Annotated in this window: 20 protein-coding genes; 8 read left to right on the plus strand and 12 right to left on the minus strand. The window is 72.4% G+C overall.

What is annotated here, in order from left to right:
• Window positions 1-204 precede the first annotated feature (204 nt).
• Window positions 205-1,077, minus strand: coding sequence for a TetR/AcrR family transcriptional regulator C-terminal ligand-binding domain-containing protein (locus ACFY6S_RS09580; RefSeq protein WP_388820999.1), 873 nt, complete (start codon window positions 1,075-1,077; stop codon window positions 205-207).
• A gap of 244 nt (window positions 1,078-1,321) precedes the next feature.
• Window positions 1,322-2,965, minus strand: a complete 1,644-nt coding sequence (locus tag ACFY6S_RS09585) for an MFS transporter (protein WP_388821002.1) — start codon at window positions 2,963-2,965, stop codon at window positions 1,322-1,324.
• Between the two features lie 159 nt (window positions 2,966-3,124).
• Between ACFY6S_RS09585 and panB the strand changes: the two genes are divergently transcribed.
• From panB to ACFY6S_RS09600, 3 genes are all read left to right on the plus strand, one after another.
• Window positions 3,125-4,063: a 3-methyl-2-oxobutanoate hydroxymethyltransferase gene (gene panB, locus ACFY6S_RS09590; protein ID WP_388821005.1), complete on the plus strand. Its 939-nt coding sequence runs from the start codon at window positions 3,125-3,127 to the stop codon at window positions 4,061-4,063.
• Between the two features lie 214 nt (window positions 4,064-4,277).
• A complete protein-coding gene (locus ACFY6S_RS09595) occupies window positions 4,278-5,297 on the plus strand; it encodes an ATP-binding cassette domain-containing protein (RefSeq protein ID WP_388821008.1) in 1,020 nt (339 codons plus the stop codon).
• Window positions 5,294-6,181: an ABC transporter permease gene (locus tag ACFY6S_RS09600; protein ID WP_388821011.1), complete on the plus strand. Its 888-nt coding sequence runs from the start codon at window positions 5,294-5,296 to the stop codon at window positions 6,179-6,181. Before ACFY6S_RS09595 ends, ACFY6S_RS09600 begins: the two co-directional genes overlap by 4 nt.
• Window positions 6,182-6,217: 36 nt before the next feature.
• Here the strand turns inward: ACFY6S_RS09600 and ACFY6S_RS09605 are convergent, their stop codons facing one another.
• On the minus strand, window positions 6,218-9,625 hold the full coding sequence (locus ACFY6S_RS09605) for a BTAD domain-containing putative transcriptional regulator (protein ID WP_388821014.1): 3,408 nt from the start codon (window positions 9,623-9,625) through the stop codon (window positions 6,218-6,220).
• Between the two features lie 506 nt (window positions 9,626-10,131).
• On the opposite strand from ACFY6S_RS09605, the gene ACFY6S_RS09610 reads away from it, so the two are divergent.
• Complete coding sequence (locus tag ACFY6S_RS09610; RefSeq protein WP_388821017.1) at window positions 10,132-10,929, plus strand: site-2 protease family protein; 798 nt, start codon at window positions 10,132-10,134, stop codon at window positions 10,927-10,929.
• A 28-nt stretch (window positions 10,930-10,957) separates the two neighbouring features.
• On the opposite strand, the gene ACFY6S_RS09615 is transcribed toward ACFY6S_RS09610, so the two are convergent.
• Both ACFY6S_RS09615 and npdG read right to left on the minus strand, forming a co-directional pair.
• Window positions 10,958-11,140 (minus strand): hypothetical protein, encoded by a 183-nt coding sequence (locus ACFY6S_RS09615; RefSeq protein ID WP_388821020.1) that lies wholly within the window; start codon window positions 11,138-11,140, stop codon window positions 10,958-10,960.
• 165 nt (window positions 11,141-11,305) lie between these two features.
• Window positions 11,306-12,088, minus strand: coding sequence for an NADPH-dependent F420 reductase (npdG, locus tag ACFY6S_RS09620; protein WP_388821023.1), 783 nt, complete (start codon window positions 12,086-12,088; stop codon window positions 11,306-11,308).
• A 145-nt stretch (window positions 12,089-12,233) separates the two neighbouring features.
• Between npdG and ACFY6S_RS09625 the strand changes: the two genes are divergently transcribed.
• Entirely contained in the window at window positions 12,234-12,845 is a 612-nt protein-coding gene (locus ACFY6S_RS09625) for a hypothetical protein (protein ID WP_388821026.1), read from the plus strand.
• Between the two features lie 243 nt (window positions 12,846-13,088).
• Window positions 13,089-14,450 carry an MFS transporter gene (locus tag ACFY6S_RS09630; RefSeq protein ID WP_388821029.1) on the plus strand — a complete coding sequence of 454 codons (1,362 nt, stop codon included), beginning with the start codon at window positions 13,089-13,091 and terminating at the stop codon, window positions 14,448-14,450.
• 79 nt (window positions 14,451-14,529) lie between these two features.
• On the opposite strand, the gene ACFY6S_RS09635 is transcribed toward ACFY6S_RS09630, so the two are convergent.
• Window positions 14,530-14,769: a hypothetical protein gene (locus tag ACFY6S_RS09635; protein WP_388821032.1), complete on the minus strand. Its 240-nt coding sequence runs from the start codon at window positions 14,767-14,769 to the stop codon at window positions 14,530-14,532.
• A 133-nt stretch (window positions 14,770-14,902) separates the two neighbouring features.
• On the opposite strand from ACFY6S_RS09635, the gene map reads away from it, so the two are divergent.
• Together map and ACFY6S_RS09645 are read left to right on the plus strand one after the other, a co-directional pair.
• Window positions 14,903-15,760: a type I methionyl aminopeptidase gene (gene map, locus ACFY6S_RS09640; protein ID WP_388821035.1), complete on the plus strand. Its 858-nt coding sequence runs from the start codon at window positions 14,903-14,905 to the stop codon at window positions 15,758-15,760.
• Window positions 15,761-16,115: 355 nt separating this feature from the next.
• Window positions 16,116-16,775: a heme oxygenase (biliverdin-producing) gene (locus ACFY6S_RS09645; RefSeq protein WP_388821037.1), complete on the plus strand. Its 660-nt coding sequence runs from the start codon at window positions 16,116-16,118 to the stop codon at window positions 16,773-16,775.
• Between the two features lie 220 nt (window positions 16,776-16,995).
• On the opposite strand, the gene ACFY6S_RS09650 is transcribed toward ACFY6S_RS09645, so the two are convergent.
• From ACFY6S_RS09650 to ACFY6S_RS09675, 6 genes are all read right to left on the minus strand, one after another.
• On the minus strand, window positions 16,996-17,658 hold the full coding sequence (locus tag ACFY6S_RS09650) for a PhzF family phenazine biosynthesis protein (protein ID WP_388821040.1): 663 nt from the start codon (window positions 17,656-17,658) through the stop codon (window positions 16,996-16,998).
• 228 nt (window positions 17,659-17,886) lie between these two features.
• Window positions 17,887-18,963: a CU044_5270 family protein gene (locus ACFY6S_RS09655; RefSeq protein WP_388821043.1), complete on the minus strand. Its 1,077-nt coding sequence runs from the start codon at window positions 18,961-18,963 to the stop codon at window positions 17,887-17,889.
• Window positions 18,960-19,616 carry an RNA polymerase sigma factor gene (locus ACFY6S_RS09660; protein WP_388821046.1) on the minus strand — a complete coding sequence of 219 codons (657 nt, stop codon included), beginning with the start codon at window positions 19,614-19,616 and terminating at the stop codon, window positions 18,960-18,962. The genes ACFY6S_RS09655 and ACFY6S_RS09660 overlap by 4 nt, the downstream gene beginning before the upstream one ends.
• Before the next feature lie 193 nt (window positions 19,617-19,809).
• Window positions 19,810-20,460 carry a CatB-related O-acetyltransferase gene (locus ACFY6S_RS09665; protein WP_388821049.1) on the minus strand — a complete coding sequence of 217 codons (651 nt, stop codon included), beginning with the start codon at window positions 20,458-20,460 and terminating at the stop codon, window positions 19,810-19,812.
• Window positions 20,461-20,655: 195 nt separating this feature from the next.
• Entirely contained in the window at window positions 20,656-21,576 is a 921-nt protein-coding gene (locus ACFY6S_RS09670) for an MBL fold metallo-hydrolase (protein WP_388821052.1), read from the minus strand.
• A 97-nt stretch (window positions 21,577-21,673) separates the two neighbouring features.
• Window positions 21,674-22,588: an SDR family oxidoreductase gene (locus ACFY6S_RS09675; protein ID WP_388821055.1), complete on the minus strand. Its 915-nt coding sequence runs from the start codon at window positions 22,586-22,588 to the stop codon at window positions 21,674-21,676.
• Window positions 22,589-23,696 lie beyond the last annotated feature (1,108 nt).

Below are 23,696 nucleotides of genomic sequence, written 5' to 3' on the forward strand. Positions count from 1 at the left end.
CTGTGCACGCCCGCCCCTGACCCTAGGGGATACACGGCCGCTTTCTCCGCCGTCCGGGAACGGCCCTGACAGCGAGGAGACGAAAGGGACGTCACGGGGAGTTCCGATCGAGGACGGATGACCGGGAGTTGTGACAGAACGGTCACGGCCGGAGCGGGCGGAACGGCGGGATCGGCGCCGCGGACGGCGTGAGTGTGATCAGCCTCACCGGCCGGGCGATGCGGCGCGGCCCGTGCCGGGCGGGTCGGCCGCCTCGGGCGTGTCGCGCGTGTCGGACACGTCCTGTGTGTCGCGTGTGTCGCGTGCGCCGGAAGGGCCCCGTGTGGCGGACGGGCCGTCCGGGTCGCGTGTGGCGGACGAGCCGTCCGGGTCGCGTGTGGCGGACGAGCCGTCCGGGTCGCGTGTGCCGGACGGGCCGTCCGGGTCGCGTGTGCCGGACGGGCCGCGCGGGTCGCGTGTGGCGGCGGCGTGCGGGGAGAGCCCCTGGAGCGCCGTTCTGATGATCCGGTCGGGGAGATCCTCGTCGAGTGAGGCGCCGGGCCGGTGCAGGGTGCGCATCAGCATGGGGCCGATCATCATGTCGTTGATCATCTCCGCCCCCAGATCGCCCCGGAACTCGCCGTCGGCGATCCCCCGGCGGATCACGGCGAGGGTGGTCGCGCGCCGGGGGTCGATGACCGTCCTGCGGTACTCCCGCCAGAGCTTGGGCCGGCTTTTCATCTCCACGGTGACGTTGTGCAGCAGGGCGGAGTTGCGCTGGGCCAGCCCGCGCCTGCGCAGTGACTCCAGCATGATCCGGAGGTCCTCGACCGCCGAATCGCCCGGCAGTTCGGGGTCGGGCGGTTCGATCTCGCGCAGGACGTCGACGAAGAGTTCCTCCGCGCCCTGCCAGCGCCGGTAGATGGTCGCCTTGCCGACCCCCGCCGTGCGGGCGATGCGCTCGATGGACAGGGCGCTCAGCGGTACGCCGTCCTCCAGCAGGGCCACCACGGCTTCCAGGATCGCCCGCTCGACCGCCTCACTGCGTGGCCTGCCGCGCCGGTGCCCCTTCTCGTCCCCGTGGTCCCGCTCCCGCACGTGTCTCCGCCTCTCGCCGTCCCGGCGCGCTGCCGCTGCCCCGTGGCCGCTGTCACCGCTCGATGCCACGGCACCGATTCTCGTACACGGGGGACGCGCCGGGGCCGGTCCGGTCCCCCGGCCCCGGCGCCGGGGCCGGACGCCTGAGCCGAGGGCCGGGCGCACGCGCGGGGCGCGAGCGGGCGCGAGGGGCACGCCACGGCTCCGGCGCGCCCCCTCCCTCTCCCCTCCTCGCCGGTGGTGGTCAGCTCCGCGCGGCGCCCGCCGGCTCGGGCCGTTCACCGGACGCGTCCCCGGCGGGTGCCGGCACCGGGGGTCGCCCCGGCAGGAAGACCGCGACGACCACGGCGCCGAGCAGCGCGATCGCCGCCGAGCAGTAGGCCGTCAGGTGCATGGCGTCGAGGAACGCGTCGTACGCCGCCCCGGCCAGCGGGTCACCCGCCGGGCCGAGCTTCCGCGCGACCCCGAGGGTGGCCTCGATCGACTCCCCCGCCGCGTCCCTGGCCGCCGCGGGAACGGCGCCGAGGTGGCCGTCGATGCGGCCCCGGTACGTGGCGGACAGCACCGAGCCCAGTACGGCGACCCCCAGCGCACCGCCGACCTGGCGGAAGGTGTTGTTGATCGCCGAGCCGGAACCGGCCTTCTCGCGGGGCAGCGCCTGCATGACGGCGACGGTCACCGGCGGCATGATGTGGGCCATTCCGGTGCCCTGGGCGAAGAAGACCACGCACAGCACCCAGACCGGGGTGGTGGCGTCGAAGAATCCGAACGCCGCGAGTCCCGCCGCCACCAGCACCAGGCCGGCCGTGCAGACGGCGCGGGCGCCGAAGCGGTCCACCACCAGCCTGGCGCGCGGCGCGAAGATCAGCTGCGCGGCGGCGAGCGGCAGGATCAGCAGCCCGGACTGGAGCGCGCTGTAGCCGCGCACGCTCTGGAGGTAGAAGGCGGAGAAGAATGTCACGCCCATCAGCGCGAAGAAGACCAGCGCGATCGCGGCCACGGCCGCCGAGAAGGCCGGCTTCTTGAAATAGGACACGTCCAGGGCGGGGTGGCTGCTGCGCTTCTCGTGCCACACGAACACGACGAGCACCACGACGCCGCCCAGCAGCGGGGCCAGCACGGTGGCGTCCGTGAAGTCGGCCAGTTCGCCGCCGCGGATGATGCCGTACACCAGCAGGACGAGCCCGACGACGGAGAGCGCGACGCCCAGCGGGTCGAGCCGCCCCGGCCGGGGGTCCCGGGAGTCCGGCACCAGCAGCGCCATCGCGATCACCGCGACGACGGCGACCGGGACGTTGATGAGGAAGACGGAGCCCCACCAGAAGTGTTCGAGCAGGACACCGCCGGTGATCGGGCCGATCGCGATGCCGAGGCCCACACTGCCCGCCCATATGCCTATGGCCTTGGGCTGCTCGTCGCGCTCGAAGACGTTCATCAGCACGGCGAGGGTGGCGGGCATCACGAACGCGGCGCCGAAGCCCATCAGGGCGCGGTAGGCGATGAGTTCACCGGGTGACCCGGAGAGCGCGGCGAGACCGGAGCCGATTCCGAAGACGGCGATGCCGAAGAGCAGCACCTTCTTGCGGCCTATCCGGTCACCGAGCAGCCCGGAGGTGAACAGCAGTCCGGCGAAGACGAGCGTGTAGGAGTTGATCGCCCACTCCAGCTCGCTCTGGGTGGCGCCGATGCCGGTGGGCGCGGGGGCGGCGATCGTCTTGACCGCCACATTCAGGATCGAGTTGTCCAGCACGACGATCAGCAGGCTGAACATGAGCACACCGAGAATGGCCCACCGGCGGCGGTGGATCGCCTCGGGGACGCGGGACTCGGCGGGACGGGACGCGGGAACGCGGGGTGCGGCGGCTCGGCCGCCGGACGGGGTGGACATGGCTCACACCCTAGACGCTTTTCGATACGGGACCGTCTCGTATCGAAACAAGCAAGGGAAGCCTGGGGGAATCTTTACGTGCGGGGCGCGGGATGCCACCATGGAAGCGGTCCGGGGACGCCGTCAGGGTGCCTCGAGATGACGAAAGGGCCTTTGGCCATGACTGTTCAGGCCGCGGCTGTCCAACAGCCGCCCGCAGAACGCCTCGCGAGCGTCGGCACGCCCCCCTCCGCCGCCACGACGGCCGCCGCCACCACCGCGGCCACCGGCAACCCGAAGGCGCTGTACGGGGGTACGGGCACCCGCCGTATCACCGTCCACGACGTCTCGGCCGCCAAGGAGCGCGGCGAGAAGTGGCCCATGCTCACCGCCTACGACGCGATGACCGCCTCCGTCTTCGACGAGGCCGGTATCCCGGTGATGCTCGTGGGCGACTCCATGGGCAACTGCCATCTGGGGTACGAGACCACCGTGCCCGTCACGCTCGACGAGATGACCATGCTCGCCGCCGCCGTCGTCCGGGGCACCCGGCGCGCCCTGATCGTCGGCGACCTGCCCTTCGGCTCGTACCAGGAAGGGCCGACCCAGGCGCTGCGCAGCGCGACACGGCTGGTCAAGGACGCGGGCGTCGGCGCCGTGAAGCTGGAGGGCGGCGAGCGCTCGCACTCCCAGATCGAGCTGCTCGTGCGGGCCGGTATCCCGGTGATGGGGCACATCGGTCTCACCCCGCAGTCCGTCAACACCCTCGGCTACCGGGTGCAGGGCCGCGGCGAGGAGGCCGCGCAGCAGCTGCTCCGCGACGCCAAGGCGGTCCAGGACGCGGGCGCCTTCGCCGTCGTGCTGGAACTCGTACCGGCCGAGCTGGCCGCCGAGGTCACCCGCAGCCTGCACATTCCGACCGTCGGCATCGGCGCGGGCGCCGACACCGACGCGCAGGTGCTCGTCTGGACCGACCTGGCCGGTCTGACACAGGGCAGGGTGCCGCGCTTCAGCAAGCAGTACGTGAACCTGCGCCGGGCCCTCGGGGACGCGGTGCGGGAGTTCGCCGACGAGGTCGTGGGAGGAACGTTCCCGCAGGAGGAGCACACCTTCCACTAGGCCCGGGGCGCCGCCCAAGCGCCACCACCGAGAAGCCACTGCCCGCACGAGCGACAGCCCGCCGATCTTCCCCCGTCGGCGGGCTGTCGCACGCGGTGGCCCGGTCCGCCGATCCGGGCCGCCCGCCCGGCCGTTGCCGGGTCGCCCCCGGGTTGTCCACAGGCTGTCGGCGGCCTGTCGGTGGATTGTCGGTGGCGGGTGGTGCACTGAGGTCATGAAGCGAAACGACAAGAACCCCAGCGGCGGCCGGACCGGCAACGCCGTGGAGGTGCGGGGGCTGGTCAAGCACTACGGCGCCACCAAGGCCCTGGACGGCGTGGACCTCGACGTCCGCGAGGGCACCGTCCTCGGCGTGCTCGGGCCCAACGGCGCCGGAAAGACGACGCTGGTCCGCATCCTCTCCACGCTGGTGCGGCCGGACGCGGGAAGCGCGAAGGTCGCGGGGTACGACGTGCTGCGCCAGCCCCGCCAGCTGCGCCGCACCATCGGCCTCACCGGGCAGTACGCCTCGGTGGACGAGAAGCTCTCCGGCCGGGAGAACCTCTACATGATCGGCAGGCTTCTCGACCTGCCCCGCAAGGAGGCGCGGAGCCGCGCCGACGAGCTGCTGGAGCGTTTCTCGCTCACCGAGGCGGCGAAGCGGCCCGCTCTCCAGTACTCGGGCGGCATGCGGCGCCGGCTCGACCTGGCCGCTTCGATGATCGGCAGGCCGGCCGTCCTGTATCTGGACGAGCCGACCACCGGGCTCGACCCCCGTACCCGCAACGAGGTCTGGGACGAGGTGCAGCGGATGGTCGCCGAGGGGGCGACGGTGCTGCTCACCACGCAGTACATGGAGGAGGCCGAGCAGCTCGCGAGCGAGCTGACGGTCATCGACCGCGGCCGGGTCATCGCCAGCGGCGGGGTGAACGAGCTGAAGGCGAAGGTCGGCGGCCGTACGCTCCAGATCCGCCCGGCCGACCCGGCCCAGCTCCCCGCGATGGCGCGGGCGGTCACCGAGAGCGGTCTCGACGGCATCGGCGGCGCCCAGGCGGTCCCCGACGAGGGGACGCTGTACGTCCCGATCCTGAGCGACCTGCAACTGACCGCGGTCGTGGGCCTGCTGGGCGAGCGCGGCTTCGCCATCGCCCACATCGGCACCCATCTGCCCAGCCTGGACGAGGTGTTCCTGGCCATCACCGGCCAGAAGACCGCCTCCGAGCCCGACACCGCCCTTGAGGAAGCCTCGGTATGAACACGACTCCGACCACCACCACGACGGCGGCTGCGACGACACCGTCCGCCACCGCTCCCGGCCGGACGGCCACCCTGTCCCCGGCGGCCGTGCCCGACGAGGGCCGGATCGGCCTGCGCGCCAATCTGCGGCACATCGGCGCGCTGGCGCGTCGCAACGTCCTCCAGATCAAGGCGGATCCGGAGTCGATGTTCGACGTCCTGCTGATGCCGATCATCTTCACTCTGCTGTTCGTGTACGTCTTCGGCGGCTCGGTGGGCGCGAGCCTCGGCGGCTCGCGCGACGACTATGTGAACTATGTGGTGCCGGGGCTGATGGCGATGATGGGGATGAACATCGCCATGGCCGTCGGCAGCGGGGTGAACGACGACTTCCGCAAGGGCGTCATGGACCGGTTCCGTACGATGCCGATCGCCCGGTCGTCGGTCCTGATCGCCAAGATAGTCGTGGAGATCGGCCGGATGCTGGTCGCCATCGCGATCCTGCTCGGCATGGGCTTCCTGCTGGGCATGGAGATCAAGACCTCGGTGCTCCACCTGCTCGCGGCCGTCGGTCTCGCCGCCGTGTTCGGCGCCTCACTGATGTGGATCTTCATTCTGCTGGGCCTCACGATGAAGACGGCGCAGGCCGTGCAGGGGGTGGCCATGCTGGTCCTGATGCCGCTGCAATTCGGTTCTTCGATCTTCGCGCCCACGGCGACCATGCCGGGCTGGCTCCAGGCGTTCACCGACTACAACCCGCTGTCGAATCTGGCGGACGCGGCCCGTGGCCTGATCAACGGCGGTCCCGTGGCGCACTCGGTGTGGATCACGCTGGCGTGGGCGGCGGGGATCACGCTGGTGACGGCGCCGCTGGCGGTCGCCAAGTTCCGCAAGAAGTCCTGAGACCGGGAGCCGATCCGCGCGGCGCGGCGGCCGGGTTCAGACGAGGGCGACGGCCTCCGCGAGTGTGAGGCCGGCGCCCTCGGCCCGCGCCGCCTCGAAGGCGGCCTCACCGAGCACGGCCACCGCCGCCTCGCGGGCCCCCGCCATCATGTCCCGCTCCAGCGGGGTGCGGAAATGGCCTTCGGGCAGCTGCGCCTCGTACGCGCCGATCAGCCGGCCGGCGTCCCGTAGCCGCCCGGGGCCGGTGTCCGGCCCCGCCAGGCCCGCCAGGGCCCAGCCGGCCGTCATCAGATGGAGCGCGGTGATCTCGGGGGCCAAGATCCGCGCCATCGGTGAGTCCGAGATCTCCAGAGCCCTACGGGACTTCCGCAACCCTTGCCCGTACCGGCCGTCCAGACAGTCGAGCCAGGCGAGGAGGCCCACCATGAGACCTTGGTGGAAGAACTCCTGCGCGCCCGCGTCGTGCGCGTTCAGCGTCGCCTCCATCTGCTCACGCGCCTCGTCGAGACGGCCGCTGCGGCCCAGCAGCATGACCAGGAAGAGCCGGGCGGCGGTCAGCGCCTCGAACCCGGTGTCCCGCCCGTCGCGCAGCACCTCACGGAGGATGCGCTCCGCCTCCTCGCAGCGGTCCAGATCCATCAGCGTCGCCGCCAGCCGGGCGCGCAGCAGGATCACCTGACTCTGCACGCCGAGTCCCCGGGCGAGGTCGACGGCCACCCGGAAGTCCTCGCCCGCGCCGGTGAAGTCGCCGACCTTCTCCCGGGCCTCGCCCCGGGCGGAGAGCGCCTCCACCCGGCCCCAGGCGTCCCCGAGCCGTTCGAAGATCTCCAGGCTGCGGTCGGCGTCGCGGACCGCGGCGAGCGCCGAGATCCCGCGGTTGGCCAGGACGTTGGCGCGGGTGTGCAGCACCATGGCCAGCTCCCATTCGTAGCCGGACTCCTCGCAGACGCGCACGGTCTCGTCCAGGCCGAAGCGCAGCTGACGGCCGTCCCCGGTGAACACCGTCGCGAAGAACCAGAGGCTGCCCGGATACCAGCAGGTCTGCGGCAGGCCCGGCCGGTAGGCGGTGGCCACGGCGTCCAGCCAGGCGTTCCGGTCGGGATCGGCCCAGCTGCCCCGGCTCCGGTCGTCGTACAGCATCCCCAGCATCCGCACCTCGCGCCGGGCTTCCTGGAGGACTTCGGCGGACATCGGCGGCGGTGCGTCGGTGACGCGGCGCGCGATCGGCGGGGCCTGCTGGACGGGTCTGGCGAACGGATCAGGGCCGAGGGCGGCGACGCCGCCCGCCCACTGCCGGACGTCGCCGCGCAGGTCGCGCATCTGCCAGAACCAGGCCAGGGAGAGGCCGAGGCACAGCGCCTCGTGCTCCTCCTCGGCGGCGATGGCCCGGCGCAGCGCGGTGCGGAAATTCTCGTACTCGCGCTCGAACAGGGCGATCGCGGCGTTCTGCCCCGGCCCGCGCAGCTGGGGGTCGGTGGTGCGGGCCAGCTCGCGGAAGTACAGGAGGTGTCCGCGCTCGACGGCCGCGCGCTCACCGGCCTCGTCGAGCCGCTCCGCGCTGTACTCGGCGACCGTTTCGAGGAGGCGGTAGCGCATGTCGCCACCGTCCGGCGTCGGGGCGGCGACGACGAGGGACTTGTCGATGAGCGAGCCGAGCAGCGCGGCGACATCGCGCGGCCCGACGGTGGCGGGCCCGGCAGCGGCGCGGGGCACCTCGGCAGGGCCGCCGGGGTGGCCGGGAGCGTCGGCGCAGACCACCTCGGCGGCCGGCAGGTCGCAGCCGCCCGCGAAGACGGACAGCCGCCGCAGGACCGCGCGTTCGGGTCCGTCCAGCAGCTCCCAGGACCAGTCGACCACGGCGCGCAGCGTCTGCTGGCGCGGCAGTACGGTCCTGCTGCCGCCGGTCAGCAGGCGGAACCGGTCGTCGAGACGGTCGGCGATCAGTCGCGGGGTGAGCAACCGCAGCCGGGCGGCGGCCAGTTCGATGGCGAGCGGCAGCCCGTCCAGCCGCCGGCAGATCTCCGCGACGGCTTCGGTGTCCTCGGCCGGGTCGAAGTCGGGGCGTACGGCACGGGCCCGCTCCGCGAAGAGCCGGTGCGCCGGATCGGGCGCCAACGGCCCCACGGGGCGTACGACTTCACCGGGCACGCCGAGCGGTTCGCGGCTGGTCGCCAGGATGGTCAGCCCGGGGCAGTGCGCGAGCAGTTCGTGGGCGAGGGCTGCGGCGGCCTCGATCACATGCTCGCAGTTGTCGAGGAGAAGCAGCATCCGGCGCCGGGCGCAGTGCTCGGTCAGCCGGACGAGCGGCTCGCCCGCGTGCCGGTCGACGGCCCGCAGCTCCTCGGCCCCGGCACCGCGCAGCACGGTCTCGCGCGCCCCGAGCGCGCTCTGTACGGCCTCGACGACGTTGTCCGGGTCGTTGACCGGCGCCAGCTCGGCCAGCCACACCCCGTCCGGCCACGCGTCGGCCGCACGCTCGGCGGCCTCCTGCGAGAGCCGGGTCTTCCCGGCCCCGCCGGGCCCGAGCAGGGTGACGAGCCGGCCGACCCCGAGGTCGCCCCGGATCGCGTCGATGTCGTCCTCGCGGCCGACGAAACTGGTGAGACGGGCACGGAGGTTGCCCTGGCGGGGGGCGGGAGCGGGCGGCGCGGGCGGCTCGGACCGGCGCCGGTCGTCCGGCTCCCGGCGTGCACCGCTTCCACGGACGCGCCCATCACCGCCATCATCACCGCGCAGCAACTCCTTGTGCAGCGCGCGCAGTTCGGGGCCCGGGTCGGTGCCGAGCCGGTCAGCGAGGGCGCGGCGGACCTGTTCGTACGCGACGAGCGCCTCGGCGGGGCGGGAGGCGTCACGCAGGGCGCGCACCCGCAGCGCCTGGAGGCGCTCGTCCAGCGGGAACCGGCCGCACAGCTCGACCAGCTCGGGGAGTGCCCCCTCGGCCCGGCCGAGCGCGAGCGCGGCGGCCAGCCGGGTGCGCCGGGCGTCGAGCAGGCGGGTCTCCCAGCGGCCGGCTTCGGCCGTACGGTCGGGAAGGTCGTCCAGCGCGGGACCGCGCCAGAGCGCCAGCGCGTCGTCCAGCAGGCTCGCCGCCTTGACCGCGTCGCCCTGCGCCAGGGCCCCGGCGCCCTCGTCGGCGAGGACGCCGAAGCGGTGCAGGTCGATGTCCTGGGCCTCGACGCGGAGCCGGTATCCCCCGTCGTCCGAGGCCACGGCGGCCGGCCCGAGCGCCCGCCGCAGCCGTCCGACGAGCGCCTGGAGCGCCCCCACGGCGTCCGCGGGCGGGTCGGCGGCCCAGATCTCCTCGACCAGCACCCCGACCGGGACCGTACGGCCGGGCCGCAGCGCCAGCACCGTCAGCAGCGCGCGCAGCCGCGCACCGCCGAGGGCGACGGGCGTGCCGTCGGTGTGAAAGGCCCGGGTGGTCCCGAGGACGGAAATCCGCATCCGTCCATTGTCCGTGAAGGCCGTCAGCACGCTCGCCCCGCGTCCCCGCGCGGGTCCCGCACGTCCGGGGTCCGTGCCCCGTCCGGTGCCTGGAGCGCGCGATACGGGACGATTCCCGCCGGAGCGGGGCAGGGGGCGCCGGGGCGCTCCGTCCGCCAGTGGTCGCGTATGCCGCTCGGAACCCCCATGGGGACAGCATTCCGGGCACCCGTACCCGGAGTCGAGGCATTTTCGCCCGCGTGTCGCCGCGCCAACCGAGCCCCGCGTGTCGCCGCGCCACCGAGCCCGGCGTGGTGCCGTGACCCGCGCGTCGCCGAGCCCCTCGTGTCGCCGCGCCACCGAGCCCCGCGTGTCGCCGAGTCCCGCGTGTGGCGGGAGGGCCGGGGCGGAGCGGGTAGGGGGGACACTTGGCGGGGCGGGCACGGCGGACCGCTGCCCGTGCCGCCGTACCGCCGTACCCGCATGCCTCACCGCACCACCGCGCCGATCCACCGGGAGTTCCGTCCATGACCACCGCCATCCGAAAAAGCGACCGGCGCGTCTCCCCCGTCTTCCTCGGCATCGCCGCCGTCACGGCGGTCGCGGGGTGGGCGGTGTGGACGGACTTCGCGGCGAGCGTCGGGTTCGCCGTCTTCCTCTTCGTCACGGGCGGCTGGATCACCTCGCTCTGTCTGCACGAGTACGCCCACGCGCGCACCGCGCTGCACAGCGGTGACATCACGATCGGCGCGAAGGGCTATCTGACGCTCAACCCGCTCAAGTACACGCACGCGCTGCTGAGCGTCGTACTCCCGGTGATTTTCGTGATCCTGGGCGGTATCGGCCTGCCCGGTGGCGCGGTCTTCATCGAACGGCACCGCATCCGAGGCCGCTGGAAGCACAGTCTGATCTCGGCCGCGGGCCCGCTCACCAATGTGCTCTTCGCCCTCGCCTGCACGGCCCCCTTCTGGCTGCACGCCCTGTCCGGCGTCCCGACGGCCTTCCGCTACGCCCTGGGCTTCCTCGCTCTGCTCCAGGTCACCGCGGCCATCCTCAACTCCCTGCCGATCCCGGGCCTCGACGGGTACGGGGTGATCGAGCCCTGGCTCTCGTACAAGGTCCGCCGCCAGGTGGAGCCCTTCGCCCGGTACGGACTGCTGGCGGTCTTCGTCCTGCTCTTCTTCATCCCCCAGGTCAACAGGGCCTTCTTCGACGCCATCGACGCCATCCTGGGGGCTCTGGGCGTCTCGGACGTCGACAGCTACTGCGGCCGGAACCTCTTCAGCTTCTGGACAAGCAGGAACGAGTACTACTGCGGTACCTGAGCCGGGGGCAGTCGCCCCCCCGGTGGCGTCAGCCCGCGGCTGCGGCCCGGTCGGACTTGGCCTTGCGGAGGTAGTACCAGGCCATGTTGGACGCGAGCCCGGCGACCAGCACCCACACGACGCCGAGCCACATGCCCTGGACGAAGGAGACGACGGCCGCGGCGACGGCGAGGACACAGACGGCGAGGGCGTACAGGGCGAGGCGGGGCATGGCGGGCGGCTCCTGTCGGGGACGTTCGGGAGGGCGGTCGTACGCGCTCCAGTGTCTCCCATGGTCCCCGATGCCCAGGAGTGTCCCCCCGCCCCGCGCCGTCCTCCTGCGTCCGGAGGCGCGCGGGGCCGGGCGCCCGGGCCACCGGGCCCGTGGAACCCGCCGCTACACGTCCGTCACGCGCAGCCCGGCGTGCGCCTTGTAGCGGCGGTTCACCGAGATCAGGTTGGCGACGAGCGACTCCACCTGGTGGGCGTTGCGCAGCCGGCCGGCGAAGACACCGCGCATGCCGGGGATGCGGGACGCCAGCACCTGGACGAGGTCCGTGTCGGCCCGCGCCTCGCCCAGGACCAGTACGTCGGTGTCGATCCGCTCCACCGACGCGTCCTGGAGGAGCACCGCCGACAGGTGGTGGAACGCGGCCGTCACCCGGGAGTCCGGCAGCAGGGCCGCGGCCTGCTCCGCCGCGCTGCCCTCCTCGGGCTTCAGCGCGTACGCGCCCTTCTTGTCGAAACCGAGCGGGTTGACGCAGTCGATGACCAGCTTGCCCGTCAGCTCCTCGCGCAGGGACTCCAGGGTCTTGGCATGGCCCTCCCACGGCACCGCGACGATGATCACGTCACTGCGGCGCGCGCAGGCGGAGTTGTCGGCGCCCTCGACGCCGTTGCCCAGCTCCGCCGCCGCCGACTCGGCGCGCTCGGCGGCACGGGAGCCGATGATCACTTTCTGGCCGGCGACGGCGAGCCGGTAGGCGAGGCCGCGCCCCTGGTCGCCCGTCCCGCCGAGCACCCCGACGACCAGATCCGAGACGTCGGGAAGGTCCCACGGGTCCTTGGCCGGTGCCTTGGCCGGTGCCTTGGCCGGTGCTTTCGCGGGCGCCTCGGCTGAGGAAGCGGCGGAGGAAGCGGCGGAGGTGGAGGGCGTGTTGTCACTGTCCGTTGAAGTCATGTGCCCGAGCCTACTTCTCGGTAGCCCGCGGGAAACCTCGCGGCCCGAGGCCCTGTTGGACCCTGTTGGACCCGATTGGCCCCGTTCGGGTGAGCCTCTCGCGACCCGCCGCGCCACGCGCCGTACTGCGGCAGGATGCGGGGACATGGATGCCGTACGTGTCGCGCTGCTGCGCGAGGTCCTCGCCGGGACCGAATGGCCGTCCGCGACCCGCCGGTTCGCGGGGGCGCTGCGCTCCTCCGTCGTACCGCAGGGCGGCGGGCTGCTGCTGGTCGGGACCGAGGAGTACGAGCCGTGGCACCTGGCCGCGCACCTCGTGGACGAGGCGGCGTGGTCGGGGCAGCCGGAGCTGAATCCGACGCTGGTGCGGCACCGGGTACGGCCCGACGACCCCGCGCATCTCGCCGTCGGTCTCGGCCGGCTCGAAGCGGCGGGCCGGGGCGAGACGCTGCTCGTCGTGGCGCCCGAACGCCCGGACGGGGGCCTGCTGGAGCGGGTCCACGACGCCCGGCGCGCCGGGGCGACGGTGCTGGCGCTGGACGGCGAGGACGCGGAGGTGCGCGGCCTCGCGCACGACGCGCTGACCGTGGCCGCGTCGGACGCGGCGCACGGCGTGAGCCTGGACACCGTGCAGCACCTCGTATCGGCGGCCACCGGCGAGAACAGCCTCCCGGCGCCGCGCGGCCGGCGCCGCTTCCAGGACCGGCTGTCCCGGCTGGCGGACCAGCTGACGGCGCCACCGCCGTCCCGCTGGTGACCCCCGGGCGGCACGGACCGGACCCGCGGCGCCCCCGGTCCGTGCCGTCCCGGTCCGTGCCGTCCCGGTCCGTGCCGTCTTGGTCCGTGCCGTCTTGGTCCGTGCCGTCCTGGTCCGTGCCGTCCCCGGTCCGCGCCGCCCCCGGTTCGCGCCGCCCCCGGTCCGTGCCACCTCCGGAACATTCCGCCTGCCCCGGAACAATCCGCTTGCCCTCCCCCGCCCCGGCCCCGATGATGGCCCCTCGTGACCAGAACGCCCCGCGCGATACTGCCCGACCTCACCCCCTTCCGCTCGTCCCAGCAGTTCCGGCTGCTCTGGGTGCAGGGGCTGGTGACGTACTTCGGCAGCTCGATGGCCATGATCGCGCTGCCGCTCCAGATCAAGGACCTCACCGATTCCCCCCTGGCGGTCGGTGCGATGGGCGCCGTCGAACTGGTGCCGCTGATCGTCTTCGGGCTGTACGGCGGCGCGCTGGCCGACGCCGTGGACCGGCGCAAGGTCATCCTTCTGTCGGAGGCGGGACTCGGGCTGCTGGCCGTCGTCCTCCTGGTCAACGGGCTGCTGCCCACACCCGCGCTGTGGCCGCTGTACGTCGTGGCGGCCGGGGTGTCGGCGCTGGCCGGGCTCCAGCGCCCGGCGCTGGACTCGCTCATGGCCCGGATCGTGCCGCACGACCAGCTCACCGCCGCCGCCGCGCTCAACTCCCTGCGCTGGCAGATCGGCGCCGTGGCGGGCCCGGCGCTCGCCGGGGTGGTGGTGGCGTACGCGGGCGCCCCCACCGCGTACGCTGTCACCGTCATCGGCTTCGCCGTCTCGGTGCTGATGTGCCTGCGGCTGTCCCCCGCGCCGCCTGCCGGGGCGGCGGACCGGCCGTCGCTCCGTACGATCGCGGAGGGCGCGCGGTACGCGTGGAGCAAGCCGGTGCTGCTCGGTACGTACGCGATCGACCTCGCCGCGATGTTCTTCGCCTTCCCGCTGGCGATCTTCCCGTTCCTCGCGCAGGACCTGGGCGCCGAATGGGCGCTGGGTCTGATGTACGGGGCGATCCCGCTGGGCGCCATCGTCGTCAGCCTCACCAGCGGCTGGGCCTCACGGGTGCGGCGGCACGGACGGATGGTGGTGCTCGGCGCGGGGGGTTGGGGGCTGGCGATGGCCGCGGCCGGGTGGATGTCGAACATCTGGCTCGTGCTGCTCTGTCTCGTCGCGGCCGGCGCGGGCGACAGCATCAGCGGTCTGGGCCGCTCCACGATCTGGAATCAGACCATCCCGGAGGAGTTCCGGGGCCGCCTCGCGGGCATCGAGGTGCTCTCGTACAGCTGCGGCCCGCAGCTCGGCCAGGTCCGGGCGGGCGCCATGGCCGGCTGGACCGGGACCCGTACCGCCGTCTGGGGCGGCGGACTGGCGTGCGTCGCGGCGGTCGGGCTGCTGGCGGGCGTACTGCCGAAGCTGCTCACGTACCACGCGGACACGGACGAGGACGCCCAGCGCCGCCGCGCCCAGAAGGACGAGGCGCGGCGGGCCGAGGCGGGAAGCGGTCGCGGCGGGCACGGTGAGGCCGGGAGGGACGAGCCCTGGAGGGACGAGGCGACGGCGGGCACCCCGTAGCGGCCGAAGCCCCACGCCCGCCCGCGCTCCAGCTCCTGCTCCCGTCCGCTCCTGCTCCCGCCTGCCCCTGGCCGCTCCGCTAGGTGTTGTCGGTGTCCGTCTCCGTGCCCTTGGAGTCGTCGTGCCACTTGGGGTCGGTCTCCCACTCCAGGTTCCGGTCCCGCGCCGTCTGCATCGCGTGCTCGGCCTCCTGCCGTGACGTGTACGGGCCGAAGCGGTCCTTGGCCGGGCAGTCGGGGCCCTCCTCGACCGTCTGATGCTTCAGGCAGTAGTACCACTCGCCGGGCTTACCGACCGTGCGCTTCTTGAACAGGGCCATCGTCGGCTCCTTCCTCTGACGCCATGCTGCCCCACACCGGCCGGCCGGACCGCCCGGCGCGGGGAAGCGGCGTCGCGTGGCTGGTCACGCAACTCTCCCGGTCCCCTGTGCCGGGCGGTCTAAACTCGCTGGCATGTCTGGCCAGTCACTGCTCGTACCGGGGCAGCTCTCTCCCGCCCGTTCCGTTCCCGTAAAAATCCGGCGCCCCGAATATGTCGGGAAGCCCGCCCCCACCCCGTATACCGGACCGGAAGTGCAGACCGCCGAGACGATTGAGCGGATGCGGATCGCCGGGCGGATCGCCGCGCGGGCGATGGAGGAGGCCGCCAAGCACATCGCGCCGGGGGTCACCACGGACGAGCTGGACCGAGTCGCGCACGAGTTCATGTGCGACCACGGCGCCTACCCCTCGACCCTCGGCTACCGGGGATTCCCCAAGTCCCTGTGCACCTCGGTCAATGAGGTCATCTGCCACGGAATCCCCGACTCCACGGTCCTGCGCGACGGTGACATCGTGAACCTCGACGTCACCGCGTACATCGGCGGTGTGCACGGCGACAACAACGCCACCTACCTCTGCGGCGAGGTGGACGAGGAGTCCAGGCTCCTGGTCGAGCGGACCCGCGAGTCGCTGAACCGTGCCGTCAAGGCCGTACGGCCCGGCCGCCAGATCAACATCATCGGGCGGGTCATCGAGTCGTACGCCAAGCGGTTCGGCTACGGCGTCGTCCGGGACTTCACCGGACACGGGATCAACTCGTCCTTCCACTCCGGGCTGATCGTCCCGCACTACGACAGCCCGCACGCCACCACCGTCATCCAGCCGGGCATGACGTTCACCATCGAGCCGATGCTCACCCTCGGCACATACGAGCACGACATGTGGGACGACGGCTGGACCGTGGTGACCAAGGACCGCAAGCGGACCGCGCAGTTCGAGCACACGCTGGTGGTGACGGACACGGGGGCCGAGATCCTGACCCTCCCCTGAGCCCTCCCCCCGGCCTTCTCCGGCCGTTCAACCCGTTCAACCGCTCGACCCGTTCAACCGTTCGATCCGTTCGACCTGTTCGACCGTTCGATCCGTTCGATCCGTTCGACCCGTTCGACCGTTCAGGGCCTGACGCGTTTCGTATGTGACGCGTTCAGGCCCGACGTTTTTGTGACCCTTTGTGCCGCGACCTGGTTCGAATCGGATCGTTTTTACCGACACGTCGTCGGGAAGCTGTTGACTTAGGTATGCCTAAGTAAGAGTATCGGGGTGGGTCGGCGGCCCGGAAACGTGCCGCCGATCCACCGGCCGGCATTCGCCTGCTCCCGTTCCCCTCGGTCTCCGGAGGCCCGCCTTGGACGCAACCGCCACCCCCTTCTCCACGCTCATCCGCACCGCCTCGCACGAGCAGCACACCGTGGCGAACAACTCGACCTTCATGAGCGATCTGCTGGGCGGCCGACTGGGTGTCGACGCGTACACGCGCTACACGGAGCAGCTGTGGTTCGTGTACCGCGCGCTGGAGGAGGGCACGGAGACGCTGCGGCTGGACCCGGTCGCCGGTCCCTTCATCCAGCCCGAGCTGGCCCGCACGCCGCAGCTGGAGCGCGACCTCGCCCATCTGCGCGGCGCGGACTGGCGGGCGGGGATCGAGCCGCTGGCGTCGACCGCCGCGTACGCCGCGCGGGTCCAGGAGTGTGTGCGGACATGGCCCGGCGGGTTCGTCGCGCACCACTACACGCGTTACCTGGGGGACCTCTCCGGCGGTCAGGTCCTGCGGGACAGGGCCGAGAAGACCTGGGGCTTCGAACGCAAGGGCGACGGCGTGCGGTTCTACGTCTTCGAGGAGATCGGCAACCCGGCCGCGTACAAGCGCCGTTACCGCGAGCTGCTGGACACGGTGGCGGCGGACGATCTGGAGAAGCAGCGGATCATCGACGAGTGCAAGCGCGCCTTCGACTTCAACGTGGCGGTCCTCTGCGAGCTGAGCGACCAGTTCCCGCTGAGCGCGTAGCGGGGCCCGGTCCGGCGGCCGGGCCTCCACCACGGGGGCTGCGCCCGGCTGCCGGGCCGTCGGACGGTGACCCTCAGCAGGGCTTCTCCGCTCGGCGGGCGGTCGCGGACGACGACCGCCGGCCGCTCGGGACGGATTCCGGCGCCCGGTCAGCCGCCCTCACCGGTCCTCGCCCGCCTCGAAGCCGACCGGCACCGGTCGCGGCCGGCCGGGCGATGCCTCAGCCCGTGGTGAGCAGCCGCACCCGGCCGCCGATCTCGATCGTGCCGTCCGGGCCAGGGGCCGCGATCAACTGCGATCCGCGGCCCTGCGTGATGTTGAGGGCGCGCCCCAGGCTCGCCGAGAGCAGCAGGGCCGCCGCGCCGGTGGCCTCGTCCTCCACGATGCCGTCGTCCCGGCGCGGGAAGGCCCGCGCCCTGACCCGGCCGGCCGCCTCGTCCTCCCAGGCCCACGCGTAGAGCCACCCCTCGCCGGGCGGCGGTGCGGGCAGCGCCTCGACCTCGGCGGCGGACGCGTACCGCTGAAGCGTGCGCGGCGGCGCCCACTCCGGTCGGGCGGTGATCCAGGTGAACTCGCCGTCCTGGCGGGCCCACACCTCCCCCGCCGGAGGGTTCACCACCTCCAGATCGAGCAGCCAGGCCGTACCGACCAGCGGGTGCCCGGCGAAGGGGAGCCGCAGCCCCGGGGTGTAGATGTCGACCACACCGCGGTCGGGGTCGTCGATGAACACCGTTTCGCTGTAGCCGAGTTGGGCGGCGATGACCTGCCGGTCCGCCCGGTCGGGGTGGTGCCGCCCCTCGCGCACGACCCCGAGCGTGTTGCCGTGCTGCCCGTCGGGGCCGCAGAAGACGCTGAGTACGTCGATGCCAGAAGTGTCAGCCACCCGGGCATTCAAACATGGGCGCGGCGGGGCGGCCGTCCACCACCGCCCGTCCCCCGGCCGCCCGCCCACCGCCGCCCGCCCACCACCGGCCGTCCACCGCCGACCGTCCAGCACCGCCCGTCCACCGCCGCCCGGTCACCGCAGACGGAAGCCCCCGGGCTCCGCGGTGTGACGTGCGGGGCCCGGGGGTGCGACGCCGGCTGTGACCAGGCGTGCGGCCGTGCGGTCTCAGTTCAGGTAGGTGTTGTACTGCTCGACATCACCGGGCTTGAGCTGCGTCTTCGGGTCGGTCTTGATGCTGGAGAGCTCCGTGCCCAGGATGCGTCCGGTGTGCTCGTCGAGGATGATCGTCCAGCGCACCGTCCCCTTGAAGTCCACGGCGTACGCCTGGCCCTGGCGCCCCGCGCGGTCCTTGACCGGACCGACCGCGCTCAGGCCGGACTGCTCGGCGAGCAGGCCGTCGATCGCGGCCGTCTGGGCGGGGCCGGGCGTCCAGTCACGCAGCAGGGCCTCCACGGAGTCCATCGTCCAGTACGCGCTGTTGCGGGTGTCGGGGTTCTTCTCCGCCAGGTAGTCGGCGAGGCCGTTGACGGTGGTCGGCGGCGTGCTCCGGTAGTCGGCGAGCTTCTCCCATGACCCTGCGGGCAGGTGCGTACGGTTGACGACCCGGCCGTCCTCGATGTCCTGCGCCTCACCGCTGCCGTCCGCGTTCCAGACGTCGCGGGACTCGATCACCGGCACCTGCTCCGGCTTGTGCTTGCCGTCGTCCCACAGCCCCAGTGCCCACTCCCGGCGGTGGGTCCCGCGCTCCGCGGCGCCGGGGGAGTCGGCGAGGGCGGCGGCCCGCTCAGCGACGGTGGCGAGCGGCACGGCGGCCCGGGAGTTCTCCACCTTGAGCGGGGCGGGCGCGGCGACGGCCGTCTGACCGCTGCTGCCGGTGACGGCGAGCCCGGCCACGGTCGCCGCGACGACGGCGGCAGCCATCCCGAGGGACATCGACCGGCCGGGCGTCAGCCAGCCGATGGCCGGGGAGCGGCCGGCGGCGGAACGGGACTTGGCGGCGTCGGACGTGGCGGACTGGGCGGCCGTGTCGTTGATCTCGTTCATCAGGTGCGCTTCCAGTTCAGAGTGGCGGGTGGGCGACAGCCGGGGGGCGGCGGGCGGCGGGACCATCCCGCGCAGCGCGGCGAGCTCGGTGCGGTCGCGGGCCTCCTGCCACTCCCGGCTCCCCTCCCCGTGGACTGGGTCCGAGGTACGGGCGGACGGGGCGGCGGCGCCGGACCGGTTCCGGAACAGGGCGTTCATGCGAGTTTCTCCTGAGTGGTTCGAGCCAGAATGCTGTCTACGCGCTGTATCTGTCCGCTGCCTCCGGGGAGTTCCCGGCCGGAAGTGCTCTGTGCGTCGTCGCGCCGGGTGGCCGGGTGCCCCACGGAGTCGCGCAGCTTGGCGCGAGCACGGGACAGCCGGGAGCGCACGGTGCCGATGGGTATGTCCAGGGCCTCGGCGGCGGACGCGTAGTCCAGCCCGCCCCAGACGCACAGGGTGAACACCTCGCGCTCGGTGCGCCGCAGCCCCTCCAGCGCCGCCTTCGCCGCCGCCAGCCGTTCGGCGTCCGTCAGCCGCCCGGCCACCTCTTCGGCGAAGTCCGGGACGGTGTCCGAGCGCGGCATCCGGGCCAGGGCCTTTCGGTGCCGCCGGGCCGAGCGGGCCGTGTTGCGCAGGACATTGGTGGCGATGCCCAGCAGCCACGGGCGCAGACTGCCGGTCTCCTCCGGGCGCAGCCGCTCGCGCGAGCGCCACGCCTCCAGGTAGGTGAGGGAGACGACGTCCTCGGCCGTGGCCCAGTTGCCCGTGGACCACAGGGCATGGCGGTACACGGCGTTCGCGTGCTCCTGGAACGCCTCGGCGAGCGCGGCCGGGTCACCTTCGCGGAGACGGGCGTGGGTTGAATCAGTCACGTGGAGTACTGTCCGAGCGGTCTGGCGGGTTCCAGTGACGTGCGCCACGGTCCTCGGGTGGGTGGAGACGGCTGAATCCGACGCGAATCGTATTCGGCCGGCCGGCCTCGGTTCGGATCGCGGTCCGGAGTGTTCGGGGACAAGCGCCGCTTCCGCCCCGACGCCGTCAGGCTCTACTGGCCGGACACCCGCGTCACCTGGGGCTGGCCCCCGGAGCGGCGGCTTCGAGGTCGGCGACGGTGCCCGACATGATCGTCCGTACGTGTGCGGTGATGTGCTCGGCGGGCCAGTCCCACCAGGCCACCGCCAGCAGCCGGGCGATGTCCTCGTCGCTGTGGCGGGTACGGATGAGGCGGGCCGGGTTGCCGCCGACGATCCCGTAGTCCGGCACGTCGGAGGTGACCACGGCGCCGGAGCCGATGATGGCGCCGTGTCCGATCCGTACGCCGGGCAGCACCGTCGAGCCGTAGCCGAACCAGACGTCGTTGCCGACGACGGTGTCCCCCCGGTTCGGCAGACCGGTGAGCAGATCGGCGTGGTCGGCCCACGAGCCGCCCATGGTGGGGAAGGGGAAGGTCGAGGGGCCGTCCATACGGTGGTTGGCGCCGTTCATGATGAACCGCACCCCCGTGCCCAGCGCGCAGAACCTGCCGATGACCAGCTTCTCCGGCCCGTAGTGGTAGAGCACGTTGCGTGTCTCGAACGCGGTCGGGTCGTCCGGGTCGTCGTAGTACGAGTACTCCCCCACCTCGATCAACGGGGAGCGCACGAGCGGCCTGAGCAGCACCACTCTCGGCTGCTCGGGCATCGGATGGAGCACCGTCGGGTCGGCGGGCACAGGCATGGTGGGCGGTTCCTCACGGGTCTGGGGGCACGGGGTCGGGGCGCCGGGGGCGGGGCCGAGGGCGGGGGGTACGGAATTCCGGAGACGGGGCACGCGTCACGGGGCACGCGTCTCTGCTCCGCCCCCATGATCGCCGTACCGCGCCGACCGCGAAACCGATTTGCCGCGCGGGGGAACGAGAGCCGAGCACGCTCCCTATCGCGGACCGATCGGTGCCCAGGGGCCGAGGGTGAACCCGCCGCTCCCCCGCCGGACCTGCACCGCGCCCGCTCCGCCGAAGTGCGCGGGGACGACCAGCTCCCGTTCGTCGGCCGCCCGCCCGAGAATCCGCCGGCGGCTGGCGACCGCCTGGTCCGGGGCCTGGCAGGAGTCGCTGTTGCAGCAGGGCTGGAGGATCTGCACCGGGCTGTGCAGCAGGTCTCCGACGAAGACCGCCCGGTCGCTCCCGGACGCGAGGCGCAGCACGGACGAGCCGGGAGTGTGTCCGGGCGCGGACTCCAGGGTGAGGTGTTCGTCGATGCGGTGGAGGCCGTCCCACAACACGGCCTGTCCGGCCTGGTGGATGGGCGCGACGCTGTCTTCGTAGATCAGGCGGTCGACCACCTGCCCCCTGTTCCCGTACGCGTTGTCCGGACCGTAATGGAAGTCGTCGGCTGCCGGAATGAGGTACTGGGCGCGGGGAAACATCGGCACCCACTGTCCGTCCGCGTCGACGGTGTTCCAGCCGACGTGATCGACGTGGAGGTGGGTGTTGACGACGACATCGACATCCCGCGGGTGGACACCGGCCCGCTCCAGGAGGCCCGGGAAGTCGCTCCGGGCCTGGTGGAAGGGGCCCATGCCCGGTCGCTCGCGTCCATTGCCCGCTCCGGTGTCCACCAGGACCGTTCGGCCGGCGCTGCGCAGCACCCAGCTCTGCAACGCGACCACCGCCGAGTCGCTCTCCGGTTCCCAGTGGTCCGGCACCAGCCAGCTCTCGTTGTCCCTCCATACGTCGGCGGTGACGTCCGGGAACATGCCGGAGGCGGGCAGGAACGGTTCGTGCCACTCCACGATCCGGATGACCTCGACCTCGCCCAGCATCATGCTCTGCACACGCTCGTTCTGATTCGTCATGGGCTCGACCCTAGAAGCCCTGACGATCGTCTCAACGCGCGTTCGGCAAAAGGGAATACGTGTCCGTCCCAGGCGGTAGGGCGGCCGTGGGCACGGTTCAGCGGTAACCGGTCACGTCGGCGGGCCTGCCCGGCTCCTGGACCTCGGCCAGATAGCGGAACGCGTCCGGGCGGCTGCCGTCGAGGTCGGTGAAGCCGTAGACCCGGGCCAGCCGGCCGCTGGACAGCGACTGTCCGTTCCAGCGGCTCACCCCGGGGTCGGCGGCGAGGGCGGCGACGGCCCGTCCGACGTAGGACGGTGTCTCGGCGATCCGGAAGTGCGGCTCGTCCTCCACCGCGTCGTACCAGGATTCCTCGGTCACGCCGAAGTGGTCGAGCATGATTTCCGAGCGCATCCACCCCGGCGTCAGCGCCACCGCCGTGGCGCCCCTCGGGCCCAGTTCGTGCCCCAGGGCGAAGGCCATGCGGAGCACGGACGCCTTGGCCAGGTCGTAGAAGAAGGAGACCCGATAGGTGTCCTGGTTGTACTCGGCGGTGCCGTCGGTCATCTCCACCACCAGCCCGCCGTCGTTGCGCAGCAGGAGCGGCAGGGCGTGATGGCTGGTGATCGCGTGGGTCTCCACCGCGAGCCGGAGCAGCCGCAGCCCCTTGTCCAGGTCGTGCTCCCATACGGGGACGTCCGCCTCGAAGAGGAGTTCGCCGCCCCAGATGTCGTTCACCAGGACATCCAGCCTGCCCTGTTCGGCCTCGATACGCCGCACCAGGTCACGGACCTGCGAGGGGACGAGGTGGTCCGTCGGGACGGCGATCCCGTGGCCGCCCGCGCCGGTGACCAGCTCGGCGGTGTCCTCGATGGTCTCGGGCCTGTCGTACTCCGAGCGCCGCCCGCGCGTGCTGCGACCGGTCACGTAGACCGTCGCCCCGGCGGCCCCCAACTCGACCGCGATCCCCCGCCCGGCCCCCCGCGTCGCCCCGGCGACGAGAGCGACTCTGCCTTCCAGTGTTACCGACATTCGCGCATCCTTCCCTGCCCGCACACACCACACGGTGCCGACGCCCGTGGGACGGGCGCTGACACGATGGTCGCGCAGATACCGGACACCTTCTGTCGGGTTTTACGAAGGGGTCGACCGCCCGCTCCTTCGGCTTTTCGCCCTGCCCGAGCGGCCGGAAGCGGGACAGTGGGGACGCATCGGTCCCGTGCTTCAGGAGGCACCGTGCTTCAGGAGGCACCGTGAAGTTCATGATCCGCCCGGCCCGCTCGGAGGACGCCGGGGCGGTCAGTGACATCGTGCTCGCCCGGTCGGCCTGGCTGGAGGATCGAGGACTGCCCAGCTGGCGTGACGACGTAGAACTCGTCCGCTCACAAGCCCGGAACCCAGACGGGGTCATGCGCGTACTGGAAGCGGACGGCCGGCCGATCGGCTGTACGACCGTTACGCAGTCGACTCCGCCGATGGCCTGGACCGAAGAGGAGTTGGCCGAACCGGCGCTCTACCTGTACACCAATGTCTCCCCCACCCCGAGTTCCGCTCGTGGAAACCGGGAACCCTCATCGCTCTGTGGGCTGTCGACCGTGCCGCGCGTGAGGGCAAGCTGTGGATACGCCGTGGGTGCCGCTTCTCCGGCCTGGTGAGGTATTACGAGCGGCAGAGCTTCACCGTCATCCACGAGATGCGGAAGACACATGGGCCCATGTATCTGATGGGCCGTCGCGCGGAGCGCGTCTCGGACCTTGAGGAACGGTTCAACGGTCTCGTCGCGCCGAGCGCGTATGCCGGTCGTACGCTCCCGGCTCGTCAGGGCTTCAGAGGTACGCGGTGGTGGCCAGATGGAGACGGAAGATGTGCTCGGCACTCTGCGGGCGCTCCGCCGAGTCCCCGGGGAGATCGCCGGGATGGCCCGTATGCGGGCGAACGAGGAGTACGAGGCATCCAGCGGCATCGCCGATGACGAGGCGAGCCAGGAGGCCGACGCCGCCGACGACCGGCGCCTGATCCGGGTGGCCCTGCCGGGCTACGACGGCAGCCCCCTGGAGCGGCTGTTGCGGATGGCGACGCCAATCGTCCGCAGCGCGAACCGGCGGCTGGTCGCCCGGCAGGAGTCGCCCGAGGAACTGAC

Origin of the sequence: Streptomyces sp. NPDC012835, assembly GCF_042900885.1 — a bacterium.
Classification (GTDB): Bacteria; Actinomycetota; Actinomycetes; order Streptomycetales; family Streptomycetaceae; genus Streptomyces.